Genomic DNA, 25,769 nt, shown 5'->3' on the forward strand with positions numbered 1-25,769 from the left:
AGTCGCACATTCTACGGCAAAAGCCGCTTTTCCGACCTTCACGCCGTTGCCCGCCATATGCACCGGGCCTTGCGCGCGTGCCCGAGCGCCCGTCGGGCACGCGCGCATGTGTCCGGAAACGCTGCCCATTCCCCGCCGGTTCCCCGGAACTCCCGTGCGGAAATTGACCCAAATCAGGACCTTGGCGCCCTGGAAAAGGGGATTTGGGTATAATCGCGGGCTCCCTAAATCGATTTTTCGATGGTTGGGTTGTTCACTGCTTTCACGTCTTCATCGGGAGTGGGAATGTCCAATCTGAGCAATGCATTGCAGTTGAAGGCTGTCCATAGCCAACTGCCAGTCACGGCTTACTTTGACGAAGCGCTTCTGACGCGCGAACTCGAAACACTTTTCAAGCAGGGTCCTCGTTATATCGGGCACGAACTCATGGTTCCCGAAGCGGGGAGCTATTTCGCTTTGCCCGGCGAGGGCGAAGGGCGCGTGCTCGTGCGCAACCAGCAATCGCAGATCGAATTGCTGTCGAACGTCTGCCGCCACCGGCAGGCGATCATGCTCAACGGGCGCGGCCGGGCGGACAACATCGTCTGTCCCCTGCACCGCTGGACTTATGACCTAAAGGGCGAACTGCTCGGCGCGCCGCATTTCGCGGACAAGCCCTGCCTGAATCTCGGCGCCACGCCGCTGCAGAACTGGCAAGGCCTGCTCTTCGAGGCCGAGGGCCGCAACGTCGCGGCCGATCTCGCGCGCCTCGGCACCGCGAAGCATTTCGACTTCTCGGGCTTCATGTTCGATCACGTCGAAGTGCACGAGTGCAATTACAACTGGAAGTCCTTCATCGAGGTGTATCTGGAGGATTACCACGTTGCGCCCTTCCATCCGGGCCTCGGCAGCTTCGTCTCGTGCGACGACCTCACCTGGGAATTCGGCGACTGGTACAGCGTGCAGACGGTCGGCGTGCACAAGAACCTCGAAAAGCCGGGCAGCCCGACGTACCGGAAATGGCACGACGAAGTGCTCAAGTTCCGCAACGGCACGCCGCCCGAATTCGGCGCGATCTGGATGGTGTACTACCCCGGTCTCATGATCGAGTGGTATCCGCACGTGCTCGTGGTGTCGTGGCTGATTCCGCGTGGAGCGCAGAAGACGACGAACATCGTCGAGTTCTACTATCCCGAGGAGATCGCGCTGTTCGAGCGTGAGTTCGTCGAGGCGGAACGCGCCGCGTACATGGAAACGGCGCGCGAGGACGACGAAATCGCTGAACGCATGGACGCGGGCCGCCGCGCGCTGATGTCGCGCGGGGAATCGCAGGTCGGGCCGTATCAAAGCCCGATGGAATCCGGCATGCAGCATTTCCACGAGTTCCTGCGGCATCAGCTTGGCGAAATTTGAAGCGCGTACCGCGCTCATGACGAAAAAAGCCGCGTTCAGCAATGAACGCGGCTTTTTGCATTGGCGCCGGACGGCTGACCGGAAAAGCGAGCATCCGACTTCGCTCTTTGAGCGCGTCTTTTTTGTTTAGACTGAGTGTATCCACTACTCGAAAGCGCCCGCCCTTCTTCGCAAGGCAAGCCGGGCGAGCATCAGGAGCCGTCATGCCGCACACACGCTACACCACGCTCATTTCCGCCGCCAATCTTGCCGAACGGCTTGCCGCCGCGCCCGGCAGCGTGCTCGTCTTCGATTGCCGCTTCGATCTCGCCGCGCCCGAGGCAGGCGCCGCCGCCTACGCGGCCGGCCATCTGCCGGGCGCGCACTACCTGCATCTCGATCGCGATCTGTCGGGCGCGAAGACCGGCACGAACGGACGCCATCCGCTGCCGGATCGCGCGGCGCTCGTCGCAACACTCGCGGGTTTCGGGCTGAACGAAGGCCAGCAGGTCGTCGCCTATGACGCAGCGGGCGGAATGTACGCCGCACGCCTCTGGTGGCTGCTGCGCTGGCTCGGACACGATTCGGTCGCGCTCATCGACGGCGGCATGCAGGCGTGGGAGGCCGCCGGCCAGCCGCTCGACACGCACGTGCCGCCGCATTCGCCCGGCAATTTCAAGGCGGGCAAGCCGCTCGCGGTGACCGTCGACGTCCACGCGGTCGAACGCAATCTGACGGCGCGCGACCATCTGGTGATCGACGCGCGCGCCGCCGACCGCTATCGCGGCGAGAACGAGACCATCGATCCGGTGGGCGGCCACATTCCGGGCGCGCTCAATCGCTTTTTCAAGGACAACCTGACCGACGAGGGTCGTTTCCGCACGGCGCACGAGTTGCGCGACGCGTTCGGCGCGTTGCTCGGCAAGACGCCGCCGGATCGCGTCGTGCTGCAATGCGGCTCGGGCGTGACCGCCTGCCACAACGCGCTCGCGATGGAGATCGCCGGACTGCACGGCGCGGCGCTCTATGGCGGCTCGTGGAGCGAGTGGTGCGCGAACCCGTCGCGGCCCGTCGCGACGGGCGCGACGGCCTGATTCGCGTCATGCGCGCGCGGCGTCGTTACTTGACGCCGTGCTCCTTGAACCACGCGAGGGCGCGGCGCCAGCCGTCCTCGGCGTCGGCCTTCCGATAGCTCGGGCGATAGTCGGCGAAAAATGCGTGCGGCGCGTCGTCGTAGACGACGAATTGCGAGCCGCGCGCCACAGCAGGTCCGCCCGCGATCGCCTGCTTCATCGCCTCGATCGTGTCCTGCGGGATGCTCTGGTCCTGCCGGCCGTAGAGGCCGAGAACCGGCACCTTCAGTTCGCCGGCATTGTCGATCGGGAAGCTCGGGTTGTTCGGCGTCTTGTTGCCGGTCAGCCGTCCGTACCACGCCACGGCGGCCTTCACGCGCGGATTGTGCTCCGCGTAAAGCCACGTGATCCGCCCGCCCCAGCAAAAGCCCGTGATGCCGAGCCGGCTCACGTCGCCACCATGCTCGCCGGCCCACGCGACGGTCGCGTCGATATCGGAGATGACCTGCGAATCCGGCACCTTCGACACGAGCTCCTCGTTCAATTGCTGCATCGACTTGTACGCCGACGCATCGCCCTGTCGCGTGTACAGGTCTGGCGCGATCGCCAGATAGCCGAGCTTCGCGAAGCGCCGGCAGACGTCGGCGATATGCTCGTGGACGCCGAAAATCTCATGGATCACGATGATCACCGGCAGCTTCGTCTTGCCCTTCGGCTGCGCGCGATAGGCGGGCACGAGCGCGCCGTCGGCGCCGCGCACGCCGATCGGACCGGCTTCGAGGCCGTCGCTGTCGGTATGGATGGTTTGCGCCGAGACCGGCAACACGGCTGCGGCGAAGCCGGTGCCGAAGGTGGCCTTGATGAAGGTGCGGCGATCGAACGGAACGTGCGGAATGAGGCTGTCGACTTCAGGCTTAAGCATACGAAGCTCCTGCGGCAAAGGCCGCCGAGGGCCGCCGGCTGCATCGCGCCGGACGACGCTGGAATCGGAGACCGCGCGCCGTTCCCCGGAATGCGACGACGCGTGGCGCTGCACGGCAAGAAGCGCGGCGCAACCTCGGACCGCGCTCCGGACTGCGCGCCCGAAGGCGCGCCGCTCATTCTAAACAGCTTTGAAGCCTCAGTGCAGCTTGACGCGCGGCGCGGTAGAACGGCGCAGCCAGTGCGCGAAGGTGTCGAGCACCATACGCGGATAGCCGTGCAGCGCGGCCACGTGCAGCCGGTACAGCGACATGTACATGAAGCGCGCGAAGAGCCCTTCGATCAGCATGTTCCCGCCGATCAGCCCGCCCATCAGATTGCCGACCGCGCTGTAATGCCCGAGCGACACGAGCGACCCGAAGTCGCGATAGGTGTACTCGGGCAGCGGCTTGCCTTCGAGCCGGCGCGCGAGCGATTTCATCAGGAAGCTCGCCTGCTGGTGCGCGGCCTGCGCGCGCGGCGGCACGTTGCGCTCGTTGCCCGGCCAGGCGCAGGCGGCGCAGTCGCCGAGGGCGAAGATGTCGTCGTCGATTTCGGTTTGCAGCGTGCGGCGCACGATCAACTGGCCGAGACGGTTGGTCGGCAGGCCGTCGAGTTCGCCGAGCACCGCCGGCGCCTTGATGCCCGCCGCCCACACGGTCAGGTCGGCGCGAATCGTCTTGCCGCTCGCGGTGCGGATCGAATCGCGGCCGACTTCCGCGACCGTTTCGCCCGTCATCAGCGTGACGCCGAGCTTGGTGAGCAGCTCGGCGGTCGCCGTTGAGACGCGCTCCTGCAAGGCCGGCAAAATGCGCGGCCCCGCTTCGATCAGCACGATGCCGATGTCGTGTTTCGGATCGAGCTTGTGCAACCCATAGGCCGACAGCACGTGCGCCGTGTTGCGCAATTCCGCCGACAATTCGACGCCCGTCGCGCCCGCGCCGACGATCGCCACCTGGATGCGCGGCTGCCTCGGCTGCCCGGCGACTTCCGGCTCCGGCGGCCGATGCTCCGCGCGCATGCACGCCGCGATCAGCCGCTTGCGAAACAACTCGGCCTGGCCGACGGTATCGAGCGCGATCGAGTTTTCCTGCGCGCCCGCGACGCCGAAGAAGTGCGTCGTGCTGCCGATGGCGACGATAAGCGTGTCGTATTCGAGTTCGCGCTGCGGGATCAACTCGCCGGCTTCGTCGTCGCGCAAAGGGCCGACCGTGATGCGCTTTGCTTTCCGATCCAGCGCGACCAGTTCGCCCTGCGCGAATTCGAAGCCGTGCCACAGCGCCTGCGCCGCGTATTCGAGTTCCTGCGTGAACGGGTCCATGCTGCCCGCCGCGACTTCGTGCAGGAGCGGCTTCCAGATGTGCGTGGGATTGCGATCGATCAGCGTGATCTGCGCTGCGGGGGCCTTCTTGCGGTCGGTGGAACCGTAGCGATCGCCAAGACGCGTGGCAAGCTCGAGTCCCCCGGCCCCTCCTCCAACGATGATGAAGCGATGCATGGCACTCTCCCTTGTCGACCTTGCAACACGGTTGCTTGTCGTAGTTGCGTCTTTATTGCGACTCGTTTGATTCTTCGGACATCGGCATGCGTGCTCGCCTCGACGGACATTGTGCGCGCCGTTGCAGCGCACTCACAAGCCCGCTTGCCGCATGCCGGGCATGCGGCGTTTCCGGTCAGTGGGCTTCCTCCCAGTTGGCGCCCGCGCCGACTTCGGCGACGAGCGGCACCTTGAGCGTCGCGACGCCGCACATCAGTTCCGGCAGACGCTTGCGCACGTCGGACAGTTCTTCCTCCGGCACTTCTAGCACGAGTTCGTCGTGTACCTGCATGATCATCTTCGACTTCGCATTCGATGCTTCGAGCCAGTCCTGCACGGCAATCATCGAAAGCTTGATGAGGTCGGCGGCGGTGCCCTGCATCGGCGCGTTGATCGCGGCGCGCTCGGCCGCCTGACGGCGCGGTCCGCTGCCGCCGTTGATTTCGGGCAACCACAGACGCCGCCCGAACACGGTCTCGACGAAGCCGTTCTGCTTCGCGCTCGCACGCGTGTTCTCCATGTAGGCCGCGACGCCCGGATAACGCGCGAAGTAGCGGTCGATGTAGAGCTTCGCGGCATCGCGCGTGATGCCGAGATTCGACGCGAGTCCGAACGAACTCATGCCGTAGATGAGACCGAAGTTGATGACCTTCGCGATGCGCCGCTGATCGCTGGATACTTCGATCGGCGTGACGCTGAAGATCTCCGAGGCTGTCGCACGATGCACGTCCTCGCCGGCGGCGAACGCGCGCATCAGCGATGCGTCGCCGGAGATGTGCGCCATGATGCGAAGTTCGATCTGCGAATAATCCGCCGAGACGATGCGGCTGCCCGGCGGCGCGATGAACGCCTCGCGGATGCGCCGCCCTTCGCCCGTGCGCACGGGGATGTTCTGCAAATTCGGTTCGTTCGACGACAGGCGTCCCGTGACCGCGACCGCCTGCGCGTAGTTCGTGTGCACGCGGCCCGTCGATGCGTTGACCATGCGCGGCAGCTTGTCGGTATAGGTGGACTTCAGCTTCGACAAGCCGCGATGTTCGAGCAAAATCTTCGGCAGCGGATAGTCTTCGGCGAGCTTCTGCAGCACTTCTTCATCGGTGGAAGGCGCGCCGCTTGGCGTCTTCTTCACCACCGGCAATTGCAGCTTCTCGAAGAAGATCTGCCCGATCTGCTTCGGCGAACCGAGATTGAATTCGCCGCCCGCAAGTTCATACGCGGCGCCTTCGAGTTCGATCAGACGCGTCGCGATCTCGCTGCTTTGCTTCTGCAGTTTCTCGCGATCGATCAGCACGCCGTTGCGCTCCATCTTGCGCAACACGCGCGCGGTCGGCAGTTCGATGTCGCGATACACGCGCAGCAGCCCTTCTTCTTCCGCGACCTGCGGATACAGCGCCTGATGCAGGCGCAGCGTGACGTCGGCGTCTTCCGCGGCGTATTGCGCGGCCTTGTCGAGCGCGACTTCGTCGAAGCCGATCTGCGATGCGCCCTTGCCCGCCACGTCCTCGTACTTGATCGTCTTCACGCCGAGATGGCGCAGCGCGAGGTTGTCCATGTCGTGCGGACGATGCGACTCCAGCACATACGACTGCAACAGCGTGTCGTGCTCGACGCCGTTCAGCTCGATGCCATAGTTCGCGAGCACCTGCTCGTCGTACTTCAAATGCTGGCCGACCTTTTTCTTCGATGCATCCTCGAGCCACGGCTTGAGTTTCTGAAGCACTTCATCGCGCGGCAACTGGTCGGGCGCATCCGGCCCGCGATGCGCAAGCGGAACATACGCCGCGTGCCCCGGCTCGACCGACACCGACAACCCCACGATCTGCGCGACCATCGGATCGAGCGAGGTGGTCTCGGTATCGAACGACGTCAGTTCGGCCGCATCGATCTTCGCGAGCCACGCATCGAACTGCTCCCAGGTCTGCACGGTCTCGTAGTGATGGACGATCTCCGTGGTTTCGGCGGGCGGCGTATCGGTCGGGCCTTCGACCGCATCGGCGATTTCGATTTCGCGCAGCCACGTCTTGAAGCCGTGTCGCGTGAAGAGATCGCGCAGTTCTTCGCGCGCTTCGGGACGGCTCGGCAAGGTCGCGTCGATCGATTCGATCTGCGCGCTCAGATCGCATTCCGTGTGCACGGTGACGAGTTTTCTCGCCATCGGCAGGAAGTCGAGAGCCTTGCGCAGATTGTCTCCTACCGCACCTTTGATCTCGTTCGCATGTGCGACGATGCCATCGAGGGTGTCGTATTGCGTGAGCCACTTCAAGGCCGTCTTGGGGCCGCACTTCTCGACGCCCGGCACGTTGTCGACCGTATCGCCGATCAGCGACAAATAATCGACGATCCGCTCCGGCGGCACGCCGAACTTGTTTGCAACGCCGGCGCGGTCGAGCGTTTCGTTGGTCATCGTATTGATGAGGGTGACATGATCAGTCACGAGCTGTGCCAAATCCTTGTCGCCCGTCGACACGATCACCTTCATGCCGCGCTTCTCGGCGGCAACCGCGAGCGTGCCGATCACGTCGTCGGCTTCCACGCCTTCGATCATCACGAGCGGCCAGCCGAGCGCGCGCACGGTCACGTGAATGGGCTCGATCTGACGCGAGAGATCATCGGGCATCGAGGGCCGGTTGGCCTTGTAGTCGGCGTACCAGTCGTCGCGGAACGTCTTGCCTTTGGCGTCGAATATGCACGCGCTATACTCTGCATTGATTTCGCGCCGCAAGCGGCGCAGCATGTTGATCATGCCGTACAGCGCGCCAGTCGGCCCGCCATCGGGGCCACGTAAATCCGGCATCGCGTGGTAGGCCCGGTAGAGATAGCTAGAACCGTCGACCAATAGCAGGGTCTTACCTTCAAGACTTAGTTCTTCAGGCATTATGAACAAGAGAAAAGTGATTCCGAGTCTGCGATCGCTCGCAGATCAAGAGCGCGCGACGGCCAAAAAGGCTCGCGCATCGTGGCAGATGTTCACGATTATGGCAGAGTTTATCGAGGCGACCGAGTACCTCTCGGAGATCCGCCCTGCCATCAGCATCTATGGTTCGGCGCGTCTGAAACCGGAGTCGCCCTACTACAAACTGACCATCGAAATCGCCCAGCGATTCTCCGATGCAGGCTTCGCCGTGATCTCCGGCGGCGGCCCCGGCATCATGGAAGCGGCCAACAAGGGTGCGCATGCGGGTAAGTCGCCGTCGGTCGGGCTGAACATCGAATTGCCGCACGAGCAGTCGGGCAACCAGTGGCAGGACATCTCGCTGCGCTTTCGTCACTTCTTCACGCGCAAGGTCACGTTCGTCAAGAACTCGGATGCGGTCGTGGTGATGCCCGGCGGTTTCGGCACGCTCGACGAACTGGCCGAAGTGCTCACGCTCATCCAGACGAAGAAATCGCGCCATGTGCCGATCGTGCTCGTCGGCGCGGAGTTCTGGTCGGGCCTGCTCGCGTGGTTCAAGGAGACGCTGCTCACGAACGGCGTGATCGGCGAGAAGGACCTGAACCTGATGCAGGTCATCGACGACCCCGATCAAGTGCTCGACGCGGTGCTCAAGTTCTACGAAGACCGCGAAGAAACGGGCGAACAGCCAGCCGAAGGCAAGTCGGACGAAGACCGGATGTTCTATCTCTGACGCTTGGGCGATTCGGGCGGCCTTCCTTCGAAGGCCGTCCGCTTTCTTTTCAAGAGGCGCCTATTGGAACGCGACTTCCGCGAAGCTGCGCAGCTTGCGGCTGTGGAGTCTCGACAGTCCGTTCATCCGCAGCAACTCCATCGCCTTCACGCCGATCTGCAAATGCTGGTCCACCTGCGCGCGATAGAACTGGTCGGCCATGCCGGGCAGTTTCAGTTCGCCGTGCAGCGGCTTGTCCGATACGCATAACAGCGTGCCGTACGGAACGCGAAACCGGAAGCCGTTCGCGGCGATGGTCGCGCTTTCCATGTCGAGCGCGATCGCGCGGCTTTGCGACAGGCGCTGCACCGGCTCGCGATGGTCGCGCAACTCCCAGTTGCGGTTATCGACGCTCGCGACCGTTCCCGTGCGCATCACGCGCTTCAGTTCCGTGCCTTCGAGTTGCGTGACCTGCGCGACCGCCTTCTCCAGCGCGACCTGCACCTCGGCCAGAGCCGGAATCGGCACCCACAGCGGCAAATCTGCGTCGAGCACGTGGTCCTCGCGCACATAGCCGTGCGCGAGCACGTAGTCGCCGAGGCGCTGCGTGTTGCGCAGACCCGCGCAGTGGCCGAGCATCACCCACGCGTGCGGGCGCAGCACCGCGATGTGATCGGTGATCGTCTTCGCGTTCGACGGCCCGACGCCGATATTGACCATCGTGATGCCGCTGCCGTCCGCACGCTTCAGGTGATACGCGGGCATCTGCGGCAGACGCGCGGGCGGCGTACCTTCGTCCTCGAACTGCTCGCTGAGGTTCGCGTTGTACGTGATGACATCGCCCGGCTCGACGAACGACGAATACTCGCTGCGATAGGCGCGCGTTTCGTCGTCATCGGCACGCGACATCATCGTGCGGCCGAGCTTCACGAACTCGTCGATATAGAACTGGTAGTTCGTGTAGAGCACGTAGTTCTGGAAATGCGTCGGCAAGGTGGCCGTGTAGTGGCGCAGCCGATGCAGCGAGAAATCGACGCGCGCCGCCGTGAAAAGCGCCAGCGGATGCGGCTCGCCCGCGGCCGGCTCATACGTGCCGTTGACGATGCGGTCGTCGAGCAGCGCGAGGTCGGGCGTATCGAAAATATTGCGCATCGCGAGCAGCCGGTCGCGGTCGAGATCGCCTTCCAGATGGATGCCTTCGGCAAACGCGAAGTGAATCGGGATCGGTTGCGCCGACACGCCCACCTCGATCCCGACATGATGGTTCTTCGTCAGAAGCCGCAGTTGCTCGCGGTAATAGTCGCCGAAGAGGTCGGGACGCGTGAGCGTCGTCTCGAAGATGCCCGGCCCCGCGACGAAGCCATAGGAACGCCGTGAGTCGATCTGCGTGTTCAGCTCGGTGCGCACGCGCACGAACGGATAGCAGGCGCGCACGCGGTGCGTGAAGTGCTCGTTGCGTCGATAACGCGCGAACGCGTCGCGCAGAAATGAGGTGTTCGCTTCATAAATCGCCGACAGGCGCGTGACGGCGGAGACGGGATCGTCGAAGGATTCCGTCGGGAAATCGTTGGCGGGCGTGGCCTGAGTGCTTTGTGTTCGGTCGTTTGTCATGATCTGGCGCGCTCGTGTGATGAATCGACATTACCACGGAAGAACGCCAGAACCATGAAGCCCATGCTCGCTGCGTGCGCGTTGCAACACCTTTATGACGCGGCCGTCGGATTCGCCAAAAGCGGCGCAAAATAAGGCGTTGCGCGACCCTTTGGCGGATGCGTTTTGATAAAATCCGGCCCAGTCATTTGGAGAACCACCATGAAGCCGCTTTTCTCTGCCGCCCTCGCGGCAGTCCTCGCCGCCGGCAGCATCAGTGCAATCGCACAGCCGGCGCCCGCGGCAGAACAAGCGCCGGCGCCCCGCGCGATGTCGCCGGAAGAGGCCGCCGGGCTTCCCGATCTGAAGGCTATCAACCGCCCCGCCGCCACGGCAAGCTCGAAAGTCGAGATTTCGCCGCCGCGCACGCCGAGTTACCACGAACTGAGCACGAACGGCACCGAAATCACCGAATATCGCGACAAGGGCAAGCCCGTCGAGATCAACGTGCAGTCGAATTTCGGCACCCGCTATCAGATGAGCGCGCCCGCGGACACGTCGCCCTCGGTGCGCGACAACGGCAAGGCGAGCACGCGCCTGCCGTCGGTGAATCTGCATTATTGATGCGCGTTTATTGAACTTTCGCGAGACATTCCTCGCGACCTCTACAATTCCCGCCTGGCAGCCGCTGCAAGAAGCGCGGCTCGCCGGACTGGCAGCGTCGCGCGCCACGCGCTTGAACGAGCCAGCCGTCCAACCCGACCCACGTTCACGCATGGCCGTATTCACTCCCGTTACCGCTTCCCAGCTCGAAGACTGGCTGCAAGACTACGATCTCGGCGATGTCGTCGATTTTCGCGGCATCCAGTCGGGGATCGAGAACAGCAACTTCTTTCTGACGACGACGCACGGTCAGTACGTGCTGACGATCTTCGAGAACCTCACCGCGACGCAACTGCCGTTCTATCTCGACCTGATGCGTCATCTGGCGTCGCATCGCGTGCCGGTTCCCGATCCGATGCCGCGCCGCGACGGCGCGCTCTTCGCCACGCTCAACGGCAAGCCCGCGACCATCGTCACGAAGCTCGAAGGCACGCCGGAACTGGCGCCGACGCCCGCGCACTGCATCGAGGTCGGCCAGATGCTCGCGCGCCTGCACCTGGCGGGCCGCGATTTTCCGCAGCATCAGCACAATCTGCGCAGTCTCGCGTGGTGGCGTGAGAATGTGCCCGCGATCCTCTCGTTCCTGACCGACGACCAGCGCGCGCTGATCGAAACCGAACTCGCGCATCAGACGGCGTTTTTCAGCTCGGCCGATTACGCGACGCTGCCCGAGGGTCCGTGTCATTGCGACCTCTTCCGCGACAACGTGCTGTTCGCGCACGCGGCGGATCACACGCGCCTCGGCGGCTTCTTCGACTTCTATTTCGCCGGCGTCGACAAATGGCTCTTCGACGTCGCCGTGTGCGTGAACGACTGGTGCATCGACCTCGCGACGGGCGTGCTCGACCCGAAGCGCGTCGACGCCATGCTGCGCGCCTACCAGACCGTGCGGCCGTTCACGCCGGCGGAAGAGCGTCACTGGAACGACATGCTGCGTGCGGGCGCACTGCGCTTCTGGGTGTCGCGCCTGTACGATTTCTATCGTCCGCGTGAGGCCGAGATGCTCAAGCCGCACGATCCGGGACATTTCGAACGCATCCTGCGCGAACGCGTCAAAGCCGCACCTCATCCCGCCTCACGGTAAAGCTCATCTATGCAACTGATCGAAGTCCCCGCCAAAGCCGGTTACGTGTGGTTCCGCCAGGGCATCTGGCTGTTCCGCCGCAATCCGCTCGCCTTTCTCACGGTGTTCTTCGCGTATCTGTTCGTCATGACGCTGATCTCGCGCATCCCGCTGATCGGCCCGCTGTTGCCGCTTCTGCTGATTCCGGGCGTCGCCGTCGGCTTCATGGCTGCGTGCCGTAACACGATCGCCGGCAAACCGGTCTGGCCGACCGTGCTCATCGACGGTTTCCGGTCGTATGGCAGCGTCGTCTCGCGGCGGCTGCTCGTGCTCGGCGCGCTGTATATCGTCGCGATGGCGGTGATTTTCGCGTTGTCGGCGCTCGTCGACGGCGGCATCCTACTCTCGATGATGCTCGGCAGCGGCCCAACCGGCGATCCGGAAACCGTCGCGGCGAGCTTTAGCCCGCTCGCGGTGCTGGTGGCGATGGCCGCGTATCTGCCCGTCGCGATGCTGTTCTGGTTCGCGCCGATCCTCGTCGCGTGGCACGACGTGCCGCCGGCGAAAGCGCTGTTCTTCAGCTTCGTCGGCTGCTGGCGCAATCGCGGCGCGTTCATCTTCTACGGCGTGCTGTGGATCGCCATCGCGATCGCGGTGTCGTTCGGCCTGACCGCGCTGATGCAAGCGCTCGGCGTCGGCCAGGAAGTCGCGCTCGCGGTGCTGATGCCCGCGTCGATCCTCGTGACGACCGCGCTCTATTGCTCGTTCTACGCGACGTATCGCGGCTGCTTCGGCGTGCAGTCGCCGGATACGCCGGACATTCCCGACGCATCGGGGCCGAAGGGCGTTTGATCCGCGTTGTTTTGGAAAACGGGCGCTGAAAGCGCCCTTTTTTTGCGCTTGCCTTCGTGTGCGAAGGATTTCCGTACACTAACGCGATCGCCGCCGCGCCCGGACTCACGCCATGACCACGCCAGAAAATTTCCCGCTCGAACTCGACCAGCAGTTGTGCTTCGCGCTCTATTCGACTTCGCTCGCGATGACGAAAGCGTATAAGCCGCTGCTCGAAAAGCTCGATCTGACCTATCCGCAATATCTGGCGATGCTCGTGCTCTGGGAAAGCGACGACCTGACGGTCAAGGAGATCGCGACGCGCCTGAGCCTCGACTCCGCGACGATGACGCCGCTTCTCAAGCGTCTCGAAGCGCAGGGCTACGTCGAGCGGATTCGCGGCGTCGAGGACGAGCGCCAGGTTCATATCCGCCTGACGGACGCGGGTCGAACGCTGAAGCAGTCGGCACGCGAGATTCCATCGGCGATTTTTTGCGCGGCGGGTGCCGACGCCAATACCATCCTGCACTTGCGCGACTCGCTCGTGCGCCTGCGCGCGTCGCTGAACGAATACATCGCCGACTAATAGATTCAATCGAAGATGGCGATCGAAATTATTTACTTTGTTCGCTAATGATTAGCGCGCTATATTTCTGCCCGTGGTAGCAAGACATCGAACCGAACTCAACGAATGGAGAACCTCATGAGCATCCTCTACAAGGCAACGGCAACGAGCACGGGCGGCCGCGACGGCCGGGCGGTTTCGTCGGATGAGCAACTCGATGTGAAATTGAGCGCGCCGAAGGAACTGGGCGGCACGGGCGCCGTGGGCACAAATCCGGAACAGTTGTTCGCCGCGGGCTATTCGGCGTGTTTCCTGAGCGCGATGAAGTTCGTCGCCGGCCAGCAAAAGCGGGCGATTCCCGCCGATACGACTGTAGCCGCCGATGTCGGCGTGGGCCCGAACAACAACGGCGGATTCGCACTGGACGTCGAATTGCGCATCACGCTGCCGGGCATGGCCGCCGGGGAAGCGCAACAACTCGTCGATGCCGCGCATCAGGTTTGCCCGTATTCGAACGCGACCCGCAACAACGTCGATGTGCGCGTGAAGGTGATCTGACGCAGGTGGAAAGACTGGCGCGGCGAGGACGCGGCGCCAAAAGCAAATGCCGGCTCGCGAGCCGGCATTTACGTTTGAAGCTTGCGCGCGAAAAGCGCGTTGCGCCCTGCCAGGCGCCCTGCGCTTATTGCGCGAGCCACGATGGATGACGCTTTGAAGCGCGACGATCCAGCGTCTTCATGCGGTATTCGAGATCGTAAATGTCGGTGGCTTCGGCGAGATAAGCGTCGTCGCGTTCGCGATCGCGTTGGTCGGGCGTCTTGGTCAGGAACAGGAACAGGCGGCTGAGCAGATACATGGTGAACCTCGAAGATTAGGGTAAATACCTATGACAGAAACGATTATAGGGTAATCCCTAGTCGAGCACCAGTGTTTCGCTCTAGAACTTTGATCCTAAAGACTAATTTGCAACAGATAAAACGCCGGAGCGCCGTCAGGCAAGCAACTCGTCGCCGACGGACTGGTTGACGCGTCGCTGATGCTTGAAAAATTCCCACATCAGCGCGGACGCATCCGGCCCTTTCGACGAATGGAAGGCCACGGTGTCGTCGCCGCCGGCCCAGGAGTGACCGAGTCCACGCACGACGCAGGTCTTCACCACGCGTCGCCCGTTCTTGACGAAATCGCGCACGACGCCGTCCGGCAGCTTTTCCTCACGCGTCTCCCCGGCGCGGCGCGCGCCGGTTGCGTCGATAAAACCGTTCAGCCGCAGGAATTGGGTCGTGAGCTGGTCGGCGTTGGTCGCCGACACGACCGAGTCGAGCTCGCCGTGAACGATCACGGCCGGCATGCCGGGATAATGACGCACGTCGACGCTGGCATCGATTAGCGCGACGGGATTGCTGCGGCTGCCGCGTCGCATGACGTCCATCGCGCCGATCGCGGAACTCGCTTCGCCGAAAACGACGCCCGAATGCAGCCCGACCGCCGCGAACACCGACGGATAGCGCACCGCCAGCAACGCCGCCAGACCGGCGCCCGCCGACATCCCCGCGAGATAGATGCGCTCGCCGTCCAGCCCGTGTTGCGCGACCACCGCCTGCACGAGCGACACGACCGACGCGGCCTCGCCGCCGCCGCCCGCGCTCGAATCGTCGTACCAGCGCCAGCAGCGATGCGGGTGATCGTGCTTCGACTGCTCGGGGTAGAGCACGGCGAAGCCGTAGCGGTCGGCGAGCAGGTTGATGCGCGTGCCTTGGGCGAACTCGTCGGCATTCTGCTTGCAGCCGTGCAGCATCACGACGAGCGGCACGCGCGCGAGCCTGGCTCCCGGCGGCATGTAGAGCGCGTAGGAGACGTGATTGACGAAGCGGCCAGCCGTCGGCGGTGCGGAGTGGAACGAGCGCTCCCACTTGCCACGCGCCCAGGCGGACGCACGCGGGCGCACGCGCGATTCGCGCATCGGCGGCCGCGGGCTGGTTCGCGGCGCTGGCGCCGCCTTGACCGGGCTCGGCGCTTTCGGCTTACGAACCGTTGCGGCGCGCTTTTGTTTGGCCGGCGTGCGGGCCTTCGGCACACGGGCGGGCGCGACTTGGCCGGAGATCAGGCGACGCAAGCCGCGCAGCCAGAGATTGGTGAGACTTTTGGGCATTGATGGGGCCTCCACAGCATGCAGTTGGTTCGGCCACAGCGGATACGCGCAGCAGAACTTGTGCGGTGCACAATAGCATCGTTCGCGCTCGGATGCGTGCGATGACACGATTCAGCAGCTTGGCATTTTTAGCGCCGATGCGCACTGTAACGCCGCGATAACGACAATTGTCGTTATTTATTCACTGGATTTCCTGACCGTTCGGCGAATATTCGGAAATATCCGAAACGCGTATACTGTGCTCGGCCATGCTTTCGCTGGTATCTTCGAGTTTCACTCGCGGAGGACCGAGCGCGAATCCCTCGAACTACCGCATTGCAGCAACCACCGTTCCACCCAAGAAAAATAATTCGATGCCCCATCTTCCCGTTTCCTTGTGGCTGTCCATCACCGCGCTCGGAAGCGTCGGCGTGATGATTCCGCTCGCGCTCGCCACCGGCGTGTGGCTGGGCATCGGTTATCCCCGCAAATATGCGTTCGGCTGGCTCGCCTTGCTCGGCGCTGGCTGCGGACTCGTGTTCCTGAGCAAGATCGCGTTTATCGGCTGGGGCGTGGGATTGCGCGGCTGGGACTTCACCGGCATCAGCGGACACGCGATGGCCGCCACCGCCGTGCTTCCGGTTGCGCTGTTCGTCGCGCTGTTGCCCGCTCGCGGCGCGATTCGCGCGTCGGGCGTGGCTTTCGGGATCGTCGCGGGCGTCGTGATCGGCGTGTCGCGCGTCGTGTTGCATGCGCATTCGGTGTCGGAAGTCGTCGCGGGCTGCGCGCTCGGTGCGGCGGTCGCGATCGCGTTCGCGCGCCTCGCGTGGCGCGCGGAGCCGGGACGGATCGCGCCCGCGCCGGTTGCGGCGAGCCTCGCGGTCGTCGCGATCACGCTGCACGGCGTTCCCGTCCCGACACAGCAATGGATCACGCAGATCGCGCTCGGATTGTCGGGCCATGAGCGCCCGTTCGTGCGCGCGCGCTGGAAAGCCGGCCATCACGACGCGCCGATGCAACGCACCGAGGCCCCCGCGCCGCATTCCACGGCTGCGTAAACGCGCGCCGTCTTGCGCGTCAGCCGCCGAAACCGGCGCCGAGAATCACGCTCGATGCCTTGAAAACCGCGACTGCGTGCCGCCCAGGCGCGAGCGCGAGTGTATCGACGCTCTCGTTCGTGACGATCGCGGTGACGGTCGTCGAGTCGTCGATCGCGAGCGACACTTCCGCGTTCACCGCGCCGCGCGTCACGCGCACGACCGTCCCCTGCAACCGGTTACGCGCCGAGAGCCGCGCCGGTTCGTCCGTCATCAGCATGACCCACGACGCCTTGATGAGCGCGACCGCATCGCGGCCGGGCACGAGCCCGAGCGCCTCGGTGCTCTCGTGCGTCACGACGGCAACCACCGTCTGACCGCCCGGCAGCGCGAGCTGCACCTCGTCGTTGACAGTACCGCGCGTCACCGTCGCCACCTTGCCCGCCAACTGGTTGCGCGCGCTCGTCCGCATGCCGATCCGGCCGATCAGCTGCCAGTTTTCCGCGAATCCGTCGATCGCCGCGCCTGCCTGTTGCAGAAACGCGCGATGCGCGCGCTCGATGACACGAAACGTATCGATGAGACGCAGCGCCGCCGGCGTGAGCGTGGTCCCGCCGCCGCCCTTGCCGCCGCTCGCGCGCACGACGAGCGGTTCGCCCGCCAGATTGTTCATCGCGTCGATGGCGTCCCACGCGGCCTTGTAGCTCATGCCCACCGCTTTCGCCGCGCCGGTGATCGAGCCGGTCTCGCGGATCGCGGCGAGCAGCGCGATGCGCGCCGCGCCGCCGAGCGTCTCGGCGCCGCTTCGCAGCCAGATGGAGCCGCCGACTTCGAGCGTGTCGCCGGGTTGATGCGCTGATTTTTCGGTCATGGTGCGAACGTGAACGGGACGCGCGGATTATATCGGCGCCGCGTCGGGCGTTCCGGTCGCGAGTCGCGGATTCACGCGCCTAATCCGGCGATTTCAGGCGTGGAGCGTCGATCGAGCGAAGAATGCGCTCGCCTTCGGCTGCGTCCTTCGCCTCCGACACCGCCGCCCACGCGCGCGCGAAGCCGCGCTGGTAGTCGTTCGCGCTCGGCAAGGCCGCGAGCCGGTCGGCGGCGACCGCGGCATCGTTCGCCTCGCCAAGAACGGACTGCAAACGAGACAGACGCCTGGCGACGATCTTGCGCGTGCGGCCGGTCGCGAGCGAGCGCAGGAATTCGAGCGCATAGCGCAGCCGTTTCGCGTGGATGCGCACGCGGTGCCGCGCGTGTGCATCGAGCGTCGTGAGATCGGCGACGTCGGCGATCTTTCGATAGTGCTTGCGGATGCGCTTCTTCGCATATTTCGCGAGGTCGACGCCGCTATCGTGGCCGCCGTGGCCGCCGTGCGCTTCGAGCCGCGCGAGCCATTCGACGAATGCGAGCGTCAACCGCGCGTACCGCGTCGAATGCAGCGCGGCGTCGAGCCGTCCGCGTGCGGCCATGCGCTTCGCGTCGGCGGCATCGATGGCGTTGCGCCACGACGGCGCCCCTTGCGCGTCGGCCGCCGCCCAGGCGCCGAGCGTGGTGTCGGTGAAGACGTCCCAGTCGCGCGCGTCGGCGAGCAGGTCGCCGAACCAGTCCAGCTCCGGCGCGATGGTCTCGTCCCACGCGGCATCGACGCAATCGGGGAACAGTTTCAGCAAGGTCTTCAGCCGCCGTTGCGCCACCCGCAACTGATGCACGCGTTCGACGTCGAGCGAGCGCAGCGCGCCGGCTTCGTTGCCGAACCAGTGCGACGCGATCGACGCCGCGATGGCGACGAACGCCTCGCGGGTCGTCGATCGCCGCGGCACATCGACCTTCGATGCGTGCACGACCGGCGCGCCGGACGTGTCTGCATCGTTCGCGTCGTTCGCGTCGGCCAGAAGGTGGAACGGCGCGGCATCGACCGCCGCGCGCGCGACGTCGAAAACCGCGCCGAGCGCATCCGCCGCGTCGGCGGGCGCGGCGAGCGTGAGCGTCGTGCGTTCGCCATCCTGTGCCGCGAGCACCGCCAGCACTGCGCCGACACGCGAATCGGCGCGCCACTGCATGCGCCTCGACTCGCGCGTCGGTGAAAGCACCCGCTCGACATGCTGGAGTGCCGAGGGCGCGTCGCCCGACGCCACGAGTTCGCTCAACGACACGCCGGCATCATCGCCCATCGGCCGCGCGAACTTGCGGCAGCGCGTGACGCCCGGCAGCCCCGCCTGCACGATCTCCACGGCGTGAAGCGTGCGCGCGTCGGCGTGCTGCTCGACCGACAGGCACCAGCCGGGCGCATGCGTTTCGAGTTCCTGCGCGACCACAGCCAGACGCTCCACCTCGACGCCCTTGAAAGGCGGCCCCGCTTCGAGCGCTTCGGCGAGTTCGTCGAACGTCTTCTGCGATGCCACCAGCGCCAATTCAACCCAAGCCGTCATCGAAACCTCACCAGTTACGCGCTCGGCCGCGTCTGTTCATACAAAACGCCAGTCCGGCGCAGTCATCAAGCCGACACAAAACGCATGCAACCATGACTGCCTGCCGGGGCGCGAAACGCAGCGTATCCGTGCCTCCCGGACTCCTAGCCACGCCCATCCAAGGACGCACCATGCCCGATCTCGCCTTTCCCCAGCCACGAGAAGGCCGCTCTACCGGACAGCGGCTCGCGTTGCTGCTGTTCCTGCTCGTCATCGCCGTGGGCGCCATCTACTGCGTCACGCATCTGCTCCAGGACCTGGAAGGCGTGCAGCAGTCGTCGCTGCTTCCGTATGTCCTGCTCGGCGTGGCGTTGCTGATCGCGCTCGGCTTCGAATTCGTCAACGGTTTCCACGATACCGCCAACGCCGTCGCAACGGTGATCTATACCCATTCGCTGACGCCGAATCTTGCCGTCGTCTGGTCCGGCGCGTGGAACTTCATCGGCGTGCTGATTTCGAGCGGCGCCGTCGCGTTCGGCATCCTGCAACTGCTGCCGGTCGAGCTGATCATCGGCGTGGGAAGCTCGCAGGGCTTCGCGATGGTGTTCGCGCTCCTCATCGCCGCGATCATCTGGAATCTCGGGACGTGGGCGCTCGGCCTTCCTTCTTCGAGTTCGCACACGCTGATCGGTTCAGTGATCGGCGTCGGGCTGATGAACCAGATGCTTCACGGCACCAACGGCACATCGGGCGTCGACTGGAGTCAGGCGCTCTCGGTCGGCAAATCGCTGCTGTTCTCGCCGATCATCGGCTTCGTGCTCGCGGGCTTTCTGCTCTACGTGCTCAAACTCGTCGTGCGCGTGCCGGCGCTCTACAAGGAGCCGGAGAAGAATCAGCCGCCGCCGTTCTGGATCCGCTGCCTGCTGATCCTCACGTGCACGGGCGTGTCGTTCGCGCACGGCTCGAACGACGGCCAGAAGGGCATGGGCCTCATCATGCTGATCCTGATCGGCACGGTGCCGACCGCCTACGCGCTCAACAAGGCCGTGAACGCCGGCGAAACGCAGACGTTCCTCTCGGTCAGCCATCACGCCTCCGAAGTGCTGCAGAAATACACGAATGGCGCGGCGCCCGCCGCCGATCCGCGCGCCGCCGTCGAACACTACGTGCAGACGAAGACGCTCGCGCCGGACACGGTGATCGCCGTGAAGCAGGTCGTCGACATCATCGATTCGCAAGTGCGGCCGAACGGCGCGATCTCGGCGCTGCCGCAAGGCATCGTGAACAACGTGCGCAACAACATGTACATCGTGTCGGAGGCGCTGCGCCTGATGGCGAAACAGAAGGCGCCCGCGTTTTCCGCCGACGACGACGCCGTCCTCGGCAACTACAAAAGCCAGATCGATCACGCGACCAAGTTCATCCCGACGTGGGTCAAGGTCGCCGTGGCCGTTGCGCTCGGACTCGGGACGATGGTCGGCTGGAAGCGCATCGTCGTGACGGTCGGCGAGCGTATCGGCAAGACGCACCTGACCTACGGACAGGGCGCGTCGGCGGAACTCGTCGCGATGCTGACGATCGGCGCCGCCGACGTCTACGGCCTGCCCGTCAGCACGACGCATGTGCTCTCGTCGGGCGTCGCCGGGACGATGGCCGCCAACGGCTCCGGCCTGCAATGGCGCACCGTGCGCAGTCTCGCGCTGGCGTGGATCCTGACGCTGCCCGTGTCGGTCGCGCTCGCGGGCGCGCTCTTCTGGGCATTTCGCGGCTTGTTCTGAAGAAACGCGCGGCGCCGCAAGCTGACACGGCGCCTACAAAACGCCGGCAGAACTGTGCAAGTTTTGCCGAGCGTGCTCGCGCGCCGACACTTCGCTGCGCCCGCGCGCGCGGCGCTCTCCCTTTTGCCACAAGGCTTTCCCTCCTGTGGCATGGGCCTTGCTCAAAGCTCACCGTCGATCGCAAAACACAGGGATTCGCGGCGGCTGGACATCCGCCGCGTGGCACGCCGTTATCGCCTTTTTGAACGAGCGCGCATTCCCATCCAAAGCCGCGATCTTTGTATAAGGAGAAGTCGACATGACGATCGGAACCATCTTGCTGATCATCCTGATCCTGTTGTTGGTCGGGGCCATTCCTTCCTGGCCGCACAGCCGTAGCTGGGGCTACGGTCCGAGCGGCATTCTCGGCGTCGTGCTGGTTGTAGTGATCGTCCTCCTGTTGATGGGACGTTTATAAGAACGTTCTTTGCACACGTCTGATGCGCTCTGCATTGCATGCGGAACGGTGCTAAGTTTCCCAACTGGCTCGTTCTACACGAAACGGTTGACGGGCATCTCGCTCGTCAACCGTTCTTTTTTGGAGGATGGAATCGATGAAGCTGAATCTCGACGACAAGCTCGCCCTCGTCTCCGGATCGACGAAGGGGATCGGCTACGCGATCGCAGTCGGGCTCGCACAGGAAGGCGCGCGCGTGATCGTGAACGGCCGCACGCAGAAGTCCGTCGACGAAGCGCTCGCGAAGTTGCGAGAGGCCGTGCCCGACGCGAAGGTCGAAGGTTTCGCGGGCGATCTGGCGGAGCGCGCGCAGGTGGATGCGATCGCCGCGCGCTTTCCAGCCGTCGACATCCTCGTGAACAATCTGGGCATCTTCGATCCGAAGCCGTTCGAGGAGATTCCCGACGAAGACTGGCAGCGTTTCTTCGACACCAACGTGATGTCCGGCGTGCGGCTCACGCGCGCGTACCTGCCGAAGATGAAGGAAAAGAACTGGGGGCGCGTGGTGTTCATCAGCAGCGAGAGCGGCGTCCAGATTCCGGTCGAGATGATTCACTACGGTATGACGAAGACGGCGCAACTCGCGCTTTCGCGCGGGCTCGCGGAGACGTGCGCGGGTACGGGCGTGACGGTGAACGCGGTGCTGCCGGGACCGACGCGCTCGGACGGCGTCGAGGAATTCGTCGACAAGCTGAGCGGCGGGAAATCGTTCGACGAGGTCGAGCACGAGTTCTTCGAAACGGCGCGTCCGAGTTCGCTCATCAAGCGGTTTGCGCAGCCCGAGGAAGTGGCGAATCTGGTGGTTTATGTGTGCTCGGAAGCGTCGTCGGCGACGACGGGCGCGGCGTTGCGCGTGGATGGCGGCGTCGTGCGGTCCGCCTTCTGAGGGCGAGTTCGACATACAAAAAGGGCGCTTGCCGGAAGCGCCCTTTTGTCATGCGATGAAAAGCGGCGAGCCGCTTCAGCCGCCCGAATAACCCACTCGCATCACTTGCCCGTCCGGCCCGATCTTGCGCGGCAGGTTCATCAGCGGATCGACCTGCTTCGGCGCCGGTCTCACGCGCGGCGCGGGAACGGCTTGCGACGGCGATTGCGCGACCGAAGTCTTATCGGCAACCTTCTTCACCGACGTCACGTTCTTGTGCTTCTTTTTCGCCTGCACCGGCATGACGCCGCGCGTCTTTGCCTTGCCCTTCACGGTTTGCGACTCAGGCGGATTCCAGACTTCGGTGTAACGCTCGGCAGCCAGCACGCTCGACGATACCGTCAACAGCAAAACAGTGAGGAATACGGGCTTCAAGACAGTCGCTCCAAATTGATTAGTGATCCGCAGCGCGCGAAAGTATAGCGTCAAGCGTGCGCTCGGACGTCTCCAGTTCCTGCAGCGCGGCGTCCAGACGTTTCAACGCCCGCGCCACCGACCGGCCGCCGCGTGCGAGATCGGGCTCGCCGCGCGTGGCGTCGAATGCAGCCGATACGGCTCGCGTCGCGCGCATGAAGCGCTCGAACGCCGCAGCTTCGGAAGTGCCATTGCGAGCATTCATCATTCGATGTGCCTCCGATCCGTCTCTTCCGGCGATTAAGCTGTATGAATATACAGTAACGCGCCCCGATGGCAAAGCATGCCGAACAAGGCGTCGCAAAAATGCCAAACGTTTTCGTCCGACGATTCATCGCGCCCTTAAGTCGCTCTTAATTCTCGGCCGCCACACTCACCTCGCGATTATGTCCGCCGCCGCGCAGCCCGCGGCGGCTTTCCTGTTCGGCTCGTCGCCGACGCGCATCAACGTGAGTGAGGACGGATCATGTCTGCCAACCCATCGTTTAGCAATCTCGCATCGGAAATGAAGTCCCAGCACGCGCTGGCGCTTCACGAGTGCCGTCTGTCGGCGCCATTCGATCAGCCTTGGGGACCTTCGTACCGGCTCGTCGAATGGGTCGCGAAAAACGATCCGTGCATCCAGCGCCGCGCCGTCCCCGCCGACTGCACGACTTCCGACATCGCCGAAGTCCTGCGCAGCCACGTGCCCGGACGACGCTACGGTCCCGCAGACGGCGACGCAGACTAATCCGTCGGAGACTTGACAAAGCGCTTGACCCAATCCATATATGGACTATTATAAAAATCAAGTTCGAATGGAGACTCACTCACATGACCAACGCCGCCCGCGCAACGCCAGCGGACCCGGGGCTAGCAACACCGCGACCGATGCCTGGTCTGGGTGATCTGTCGGCGGCCGGTCTGCGAGCGTTTTTCAATATCGCCCGCGACTGGTCGCTTTCCGCCGACGAGCAGATCGTCCTGCTAGGGTCGCCCGCCCGCTCGACGTTCTTCAAATGGAAATCGCAGCCGCAGAACGCGCGCCTTAACCGCGACGTGCTCGAACGTCTGTCGCTGATTCTCGGCATCTACAAGGCGCTGCAGATTCTGCTGCCCAGCGCCGACGCCGCCGATACCTGGATCAAGCGTCCCAACAGCGCGCCGCCGTTCGGCGGTCGTCCGGCGCTCGAACGCATGCTGGCGGGCAATGTGAGCGATCTCGTCGCGGTCCGGCAGTATCTCGATGCCATGCGAGGCGGATGGGCGTGATCGAAAGAGCAAGTGCCGCAATACCGGATTGGCGCGCGAACTGGCCGCACGGCGAACTCGACTGGTCGCCGGCCTATCGCGTGATTCCCACCCGCTTTCCCGCCGTGAACCTGTTCGACCGCGTGGCGTCGCCCGGCGATTTCGAGGCGCTCTACGCGCTTGAAGCGATGACCAACGACCGTCTGCGCACCGAGGTCGGCGAACTCGATCTCGTGCCGGCGGAGGAGCGCTGCTTCGGGCCGGGCTGCGGCCCGATCATGGCCGCGTTCACGCATCTGAATCCGAACGGCAGCCGCTTCTCCGACGGCAGCTACGGCGTCTTTTATTGCGCGCGCAGCCGGCAGACGGCGATCGCGGAGACGCGCTATCACTCGACGCTCTTTCTCGCCGCGACGAACGAAGCGCCGCTGCGCCAGCAGATGCGTCTCTACACGGCCATCGCGCAAGGCGAAGTAGTCGATTTGCGCGATGACCGGCTGAAGGACGCGGCGCTCGATCCGCGCATCCTCGATCCCGACGATTACGGCCCCGGCAAGGCGCTCGGGCGCGCGGCGCGCAGGGCGGGCGCGCCGGGGATCGCGTATCCGTCGGTGCGGGACGCGCAAGGCGAATGCCTCGCGGCCTTCCGCACGACGATGCTGCGCGACTGCCGGCATGCCGCGCATCTCGAATACAACTGGAACGGCGAAACGATCGATTACGTGCTGGAGACGAACCAGGTCGGCTGATGGCTTTCGTCAGCCGATCGCGACCGCCGTCGGCGAGCGCGTGCGCGACAGCTTCTTCGCGGCGGGCCGCGCGGCCTTCGGCGCGCCTTTCTTCGCCACGCTGCCGAGCGCCTGCGCTGCGGCATCCTTGCCGCTGTTCTTCAGCGCCCCGGCCCGCGCCTTTCTGCTCGACTTCGCCAGCAGCCCGGTCAGCCGCGCATCGCTCGCATCCGTACCGTTCTTGCCCTTGCGGGCCGCCTCGCGCGCACGGCGCTTCGTATCCTTTTCGAGAAAGATCGCAAGCGCGGCTTCGTCCGTCTTGAGACCGTGACGGCGCGACGCGGGCAGCGCGTCGGCGAGTTCGCCGGCCTCGAACGCCTCGATCACCGCCGGATGCACGTAACACTTGCGGCACACGGCGGGCGTGTTGCGCAGCAGCTTCGACACCTCCTTGATCGTGCCGACCACGTGCTTGCGCGCCTCGCTGACCGTCTCCCACGTCAGCCGCCGCAGCGCGGCGAGCGCGAACACGCTGCCCGCCCACGTGCGATAGTCCTTCGCGGTGAAATCCGCACCCGTGACTTCGCGCAGATAGTCGTTGATGTCGGACGATGTGACGGCATGGCGCGCGCCGTCCGCATCGAGATACTGGAACAGATCCTGTCCCGCGAGATCCATGCAGCGCCTGACGATCTTCGCGACGCGCCGGTCGCTCACCGGCACGTCATGCTCGATCCCGCTCTTGCCGCGAAACTGGAAGCGCAGCGTGCCGGCGGTCACTTTCAGATGTTTCTTGCGCAGCGTCGTCAGGCCGTAGGAGCGGTTCTCACGCGCGTATTCCTCGCTGCCAACGCGGATCAGCGTCGTGTCGAGCAGACGCACGACCGTGGCGAGCACCTTGTCGCGCGGCATGCCGTCGAGGGCGAGATCGCGCGCGACACGCGCCCGCAGCTTCGGCAGCACCGCGCCGAACGCGAGCATGCGCTCGTACTTGGTGGCGTCGCGCGTTTCGCGCCATTGCGGGTGATAGCGATACTGCTTGCGGCCCCGCGCATCGCGGCCCGTCGCCTGAAGATGGCCGCGCGCGTCGGGGCAGATCCAGACGTCGGTATAAGCGGGCGGAATCGCCAGTGCGTTGATGCGGCGGATTTCCACCGGGTCGTCGATGCGCTTGCCTTGCGTGTTGAAGTACGCGAACGCGCCGTCGGTCCATTCGCGTGTGTAGCCGGGGCGCGAATCGTCGACGTAGCGAAGGCCGGGCGGCAGGTCCTCCGGACAGCCTTGCATGCCGCCGTTGCCGTTGCCGCTGGAACTGGATGGGTTGTCTCGTGTCGTGCCGGTCACCGCGCGCCTCGTTGTCCGTTTGG

Annotated in this window: 26 protein-coding genes; 15 read left to right on the forward strand and 11 right to left on the reverse strand. The window is 64.6% G+C overall.

The window, feature by feature from the left end; translation table 11 throughout:
* The first annotated feature begins 285 nt into the window (after nucleotides 1-285).
* Together QCE48_RS28905 and QCE48_RS28910 are read left to right on the forward strand one after the other, a co-directional pair.
* The gene (locus QCE48_RS28905; protein WP_309781934.1) at nucleotides 286-1,392 is read left to right on the forward strand and encodes an aromatic ring-hydroxylating dioxygenase subunit alpha; all 1,107 of its coding nucleotides are present in this window, start codon (nucleotides 286-288) and stop codon (nucleotides 1,390-1,392) included.
* A 203-nt stretch (nucleotides 1,393-1,595) separates the two neighbouring features.
* Nucleotides 1,596-2,465 (forward strand): sulfurtransferase, encoded by an 870-nt coding sequence (locus tag QCE48_RS28910; protein WP_309781932.1) that lies wholly within the window; start codon nucleotides 1,596-1,598, stop codon nucleotides 2,463-2,465.
* A 25-nt stretch (nucleotides 2,466-2,490) separates the two neighbouring features.
* Here the strand turns inward: QCE48_RS28910 and QCE48_RS28915 are convergent, their stop codons facing one another.
* The 3 genes from QCE48_RS28915 to polA form a co-directional block, all read right to left on the reverse strand.
* Complete coding sequence (locus tag QCE48_RS28915; protein WP_309781931.1) at nucleotides 2,491-3,366, reverse strand: dienelactone hydrolase family protein; 876 nt, start codon at nucleotides 3,364-3,366, stop codon at nucleotides 2,491-2,493.
* Between the two features lie 198 nt (nucleotides 3,367-3,564).
* The gene (locus tag QCE48_RS28920) at nucleotides 3,565-4,902 is read right to left on the reverse strand and encodes an NAD(P)/FAD-dependent oxidoreductase (RefSeq protein WP_309781930.1); all 1,338 of its coding nucleotides are present in this window, start codon (nucleotides 4,900-4,902) and stop codon (nucleotides 3,565-3,567) included.
* A gap of 175 nt (nucleotides 4,903-5,077) precedes the next feature.
* Nucleotides 5,078-7,816, reverse strand: a complete 2,739-nt coding sequence (gene polA / locus QCE48_RS28925; RefSeq protein ID WP_309783749.1) for a DNA polymerase I — start codon at nucleotides 7,814-7,816, stop codon at nucleotides 5,078-5,080.
* Nucleotide 7,817: 1 nt separating this feature from the next.
* On the opposite strand from polA, the gene QCE48_RS28930 reads away from it, so the two are divergent.
* Nucleotides 7,818-8,567: a TIGR00730 family Rossman fold protein gene (locus QCE48_RS28930; protein WP_116566132.1), complete on the forward strand. Its 750-nt coding sequence runs from the start codon at nucleotides 7,818-7,820 to the stop codon at nucleotides 8,565-8,567.
* 60 nt (nucleotides 8,568-8,627) lie between these two features.
* Here the strand turns inward: QCE48_RS28930 and QCE48_RS28935 are convergent, their stop codons facing one another.
* Nucleotides 8,628-10,157, reverse strand: a complete 1,530-nt coding sequence (locus tag QCE48_RS28935) for an AMP nucleosidase (RefSeq protein WP_309781925.1) — start codon at nucleotides 10,155-10,157, stop codon at nucleotides 8,628-8,630.
* Nucleotides 10,158-10,358: 201 nt separating this feature from the next.
* On the opposite strand from QCE48_RS28935, the gene QCE48_RS28940 reads away from it, so the two are divergent.
* From QCE48_RS28940 to QCE48_RS28960, 5 genes are all read left to right on the forward strand, one after another.
* On the forward strand, nucleotides 10,359-10,760 hold the full coding sequence (locus QCE48_RS28940; protein ID WP_309781923.1) for a hypothetical protein: 402 nt from the start codon (nucleotides 10,359-10,361) through the stop codon (nucleotides 10,758-10,760).
* 151 nt (nucleotides 10,761-10,911) lie between these two features.
* A complete protein-coding gene (locus QCE48_RS28945; protein WP_309781921.1) occupies nucleotides 10,912-11,883 on the forward strand; it encodes a homoserine kinase in 972 nt (323 codons plus the stop codon).
* Nucleotides 11,884-11,892: 9 nt separating this feature from the next.
* The gene (locus QCE48_RS28950) at nucleotides 11,893-12,714 is read left to right on the forward strand and encodes a BPSS1780 family membrane protein (protein WP_309781919.1); all 822 of its coding nucleotides are present in this window, start codon (nucleotides 11,893-11,895) and stop codon (nucleotides 12,712-12,714) included.
* Between the two features lie 112 nt (nucleotides 12,715-12,826).
* Complete coding sequence (locus tag QCE48_RS28955) at nucleotides 12,827-13,279, forward strand: MarR family transcriptional regulator (RefSeq protein WP_309781916.1); 453 nt, start codon at nucleotides 12,827-12,829, stop codon at nucleotides 13,277-13,279.
* 117 nt (nucleotides 13,280-13,396) lie between these two features.
* A complete protein-coding gene (locus tag QCE48_RS28960) occupies nucleotides 13,397-13,816 on the forward strand; it encodes an organic hydroperoxide resistance protein (RefSeq protein ID WP_309781914.1) in 420 nt (139 codons plus the stop codon).
* Between the two features lie 124 nt (nucleotides 13,817-13,940).
* On the opposite strand, the gene QCE48_RS28965 is transcribed toward QCE48_RS28960, so the two are convergent.
* Complete coding sequence (locus tag QCE48_RS28965) at nucleotides 13,941-14,114, reverse strand: DUF3563 family protein (protein ID WP_309781913.1); 174 nt, start codon at nucleotides 14,112-14,114, stop codon at nucleotides 13,941-13,943.
* A gap of 135 nt (nucleotides 14,115-14,249) precedes the next feature.
* Nucleotides 14,250-15,407, reverse strand: coding sequence for a PHB depolymerase family esterase (locus tag QCE48_RS28970; RefSeq protein ID WP_309781911.1), 1,158 nt, complete (start codon nucleotides 15,405-15,407; stop codon nucleotides 14,250-14,252).
* A gap of 353 nt (nucleotides 15,408-15,760) precedes the next feature.
* On the opposite strand from QCE48_RS28970, the gene QCE48_RS28975 reads away from it, so the two are divergent.
* Nucleotides 15,761-16,444, forward strand: coding sequence for a phosphatase PAP2 family protein (locus QCE48_RS28975; protein ID WP_309781909.1), 684 nt, complete (start codon nucleotides 15,761-15,763; stop codon nucleotides 16,442-16,444).
* Nucleotides 16,445-16,463: 19 nt separating this feature from the next.
* On the opposite strand, the gene QCE48_RS28980 is transcribed toward QCE48_RS28975, so the two are convergent.
* Nucleotides 16,464-17,294, reverse strand: a complete 831-nt coding sequence (locus QCE48_RS28980; RefSeq protein WP_309781908.1) for a TOBE domain-containing protein — start codon at nucleotides 17,292-17,294, stop codon at nucleotides 16,464-16,466.
* 79 nt (nucleotides 17,295-17,373) lie between these two features.
* Entirely contained in the window at nucleotides 17,374-18,852 is a 1,479-nt protein-coding gene (locus QCE48_RS28985) for a CHAD domain-containing protein (protein WP_309781906.1), read from the reverse strand.
* A gap of 170 nt (nucleotides 18,853-19,022) precedes the next feature.
* Between QCE48_RS28985 and QCE48_RS28990 the strand changes: the two genes are divergently transcribed.
* The 3 genes from QCE48_RS28990 (at nucleotide 19,023) to QCE48_RS29000 (ending at nucleotide 21,991) form a co-directional block, all read left to right on the forward strand.
* The gene (locus tag QCE48_RS28990; RefSeq protein ID WP_309781905.1) at nucleotides 19,023-20,609 is read left to right on the forward strand and encodes an inorganic phosphate transporter; all 1,587 of its coding nucleotides are present in this window, start codon (nucleotides 19,023-19,025) and stop codon (nucleotides 20,607-20,609) included.
* Nucleotides 20,610-20,907: 298 nt separating this feature from the next.
* Complete coding sequence (locus QCE48_RS28995) at nucleotides 20,908-21,066, forward strand: DUF3309 family protein (RefSeq protein ID WP_087134915.1); 159 nt, start codon at nucleotides 20,908-20,910, stop codon at nucleotides 21,064-21,066.
* A gap of 136 nt (nucleotides 21,067-21,202) precedes the next feature.
* A complete protein-coding gene (locus QCE48_RS29000; protein WP_309781900.1) occupies nucleotides 21,203-21,991 on the forward strand; it encodes an SDR family oxidoreductase in 789 nt (262 codons plus the stop codon).
* Between the two features lie 75 nt (nucleotides 21,992-22,066).
* Here QCE48_RS29000 and QCE48_RS29005 read toward each other — a convergent pair whose 3' ends face one another.
* Both QCE48_RS29005 and QCE48_RS29010 read right to left on the reverse strand, forming a co-directional pair.
* Nucleotides 22,067-22,405, reverse strand: a complete 339-nt coding sequence (locus tag QCE48_RS29005) for a hypothetical protein (protein WP_309781898.1) — start codon at nucleotides 22,403-22,405, stop codon at nucleotides 22,067-22,069.
* Between the two features lie 19 nt (nucleotides 22,406-22,424).
* Nucleotides 22,425-22,652, reverse strand: coding sequence for a hypothetical protein (locus QCE48_RS29010; protein WP_309781896.1), 228 nt, complete (start codon nucleotides 22,650-22,652; stop codon nucleotides 22,425-22,427).
* Nucleotides 22,653-22,910: 258 nt separating this feature from the next.
* Between QCE48_RS29010 and QCE48_RS29015 the strand changes: the two genes are divergently transcribed.
* From QCE48_RS29015 to QCE48_RS29025, 3 genes are all read left to right on the forward strand, one after another.
* Nucleotides 22,911-23,174, forward strand: coding sequence for a DUF2866 domain-containing protein (locus QCE48_RS29015; protein WP_309781894.1), 264 nt, complete (start codon nucleotides 22,911-22,913; stop codon nucleotides 23,172-23,174).
* Nucleotides 23,175-23,314: 140 nt separating this feature from the next.
* Nucleotides 23,315-23,695 (forward strand): antitoxin Xre/MbcA/ParS toxin-binding domain-containing protein, encoded by a 381-nt coding sequence (locus tag QCE48_RS29020; protein ID WP_404981906.1) that lies wholly within the window; start codon nucleotides 23,315-23,317, stop codon nucleotides 23,693-23,695.
* A complete protein-coding gene (locus tag QCE48_RS29025) occupies nucleotides 23,692-24,423 on the forward strand; it encodes an RES family NAD+ phosphorylase (RefSeq protein ID WP_404981905.1) in 732 nt (243 codons plus the stop codon). The genes QCE48_RS29020 and QCE48_RS29025 overlap by 4 nt, the downstream gene beginning before the upstream one ends.
* 9 nt (nucleotides 24,424-24,432) lie before the next feature.
* On the opposite strand, the gene QCE48_RS29030 is transcribed toward QCE48_RS29025, so the two are convergent.
* Complete coding sequence (locus QCE48_RS29030) at nucleotides 24,433-25,689, reverse strand: DNA topoisomerase IB (protein WP_309783746.1); 1,257 nt, start codon at nucleotides 25,687-25,689, stop codon at nucleotides 24,433-24,435.
* Between the last annotated feature and the right edge of the window lie 80 nt (nucleotides 25,690-25,769).

This window comes from Caballeronia sp. LZ024, from assembly GCF_031451455.1.
GTDB classification, from domain to species: Bacteria; Pseudomonadota; Gammaproteobacteria; order Burkholderiales; family Burkholderiaceae; genus Caballeronia; species Caballeronia telluris.

Coding starts and splice junctions, on each gene's coding strand:
- QCE48_RS28905 (WP_309781934.1), top strand. CDS start 286: ATGTCCAATCTGAGCAATGCATTGCAGTTGAAGGCTGTCCATAGCCAA.
- QCE48_RS28910 (WP_309781932.1), top strand. CDS start 1,596: ATGCCGCACACACGCTACACCACGCTCATTTCCGCCGCCAATCTTGCC.
- QCE48_RS28915 (WP_309781931.1), bottom strand. CDS start 3,366: ATGCTTAAGCCTGAAGTCGACAGCCTCATTCCGCACGTTCCGTTCGAT.
- QCE48_RS28920 (WP_309781930.1), bottom strand. CDS start 4,902: ATGCATCGCTTCATCATCGTTGGAGGAGGGGCCGGGGGACTCGAGCTT.
- polA (WP_309783749.1), bottom strand. CDS start 7,816: ATGCCTGAAGAACTAAGTCTTGAAGGTAAGACCCTGCTATTGGTCGAC.
- QCE48_RS28930 (WP_116566132.1), top strand. CDS start 7,818: ATGAACAAGAGAAAAGTGATTCCGAGTCTGCGATCGCTCGCAGATCAA.
- QCE48_RS28935 (WP_309781925.1), bottom strand. CDS start 10,157: ATGACAAACGACCGAACACAAAGCACTCAGGCCACGCCCGCCAACGAT.
- QCE48_RS28940 (WP_309781923.1), top strand. CDS start 10,359: ATGAAGCCGCTTTTCTCTGCCGCCCTCGCGGCAGTCCTCGCCGCCGGC.
- QCE48_RS28945 (WP_309781921.1), top strand. CDS start 10,912: ATGGCCGTATTCACTCCCGTTACCGCTTCCCAGCTCGAAGACTGGCTG.
- QCE48_RS28950 (WP_309781919.1), top strand. CDS start 11,893: ATGCAACTGATCGAAGTCCCCGCCAAAGCCGGTTACGTGTGGTTCCGC.
- QCE48_RS28955 (WP_309781916.1), top strand. CDS start 12,827: ATGACCACGCCAGAAAATTTCCCGCTCGAACTCGACCAGCAGTTGTGC.
- QCE48_RS28960 (WP_309781914.1), top strand. CDS start 13,397: ATGAGCATCCTCTACAAGGCAACGGCAACGAGCACGGGCGGCCGCGAC.
- QCE48_RS28965 (WP_309781913.1), bottom strand. CDS start 14,114: ATGTATCTGCTCAGCCGCCTGTTCCTGTTCCTGACCAAGACGCCCGAC.
- QCE48_RS28970 (WP_309781911.1), bottom strand. CDS start 15,407: ATGCCCAAAAGTCTCACCAATCTCTGGCTGCGCGGCTTGCGTCGCCTG.
- QCE48_RS28975 (WP_309781909.1), top strand. CDS start 15,761: ATGCCCCATCTTCCCGTTTCCTTGTGGCTGTCCATCACCGCGCTCGGA.
- QCE48_RS28980 (WP_309781908.1), bottom strand. CDS start 17,294: ATGACCGAAAAATCAGCGCATCAACCCGGCGACACGCTCGAAGTCGGC.
- QCE48_RS28985 (WP_309781906.1), bottom strand. CDS start 18,852: ATGACGGCTTGGGTTGAATTGGCGCTGGTGGCATCGCAGAAGACGTTC.
- QCE48_RS28990 (WP_309781905.1), top strand. CDS start 19,023: ATGCCCGATCTCGCCTTTCCCCAGCCACGAGAAGGCCGCTCTACCGGA.
- QCE48_RS28995 (WP_087134915.1), top strand. CDS start 20,908: ATGACGATCGGAACCATCTTGCTGATCATCCTGATCCTGTTGTTGGTC.
- QCE48_RS29000 (WP_309781900.1), top strand. CDS start 21,203: ATGAAGCTGAATCTCGACGACAAGCTCGCCCTCGTCTCCGGATCGACG.
- QCE48_RS29010 (WP_309781896.1), bottom strand. CDS start 22,652: ATGATGAATGCTCGCAATGGCACTTCCGAAGCTGCGGCGTTCGAGCGC.
- QCE48_RS29015 (WP_309781894.1), top strand. CDS start 22,911: ATGTCTGCCAACCCATCGTTTAGCAATCTCGCATCGGAAATGAAGTCC.
- QCE48_RS29020 (WP_404981906.1), top strand. CDS start 23,315: ATGCCTGGTCTGGGTGATCTGTCGGCGGCCGGTCTGCGAGCGTTTTTC.
- QCE48_RS29030 (WP_309783746.1), bottom strand. CDS start 25,689: ATGCAAGGCTGTCCGGAGGACCTGCCGCCCGGCCTTCGCTACGTCGAC.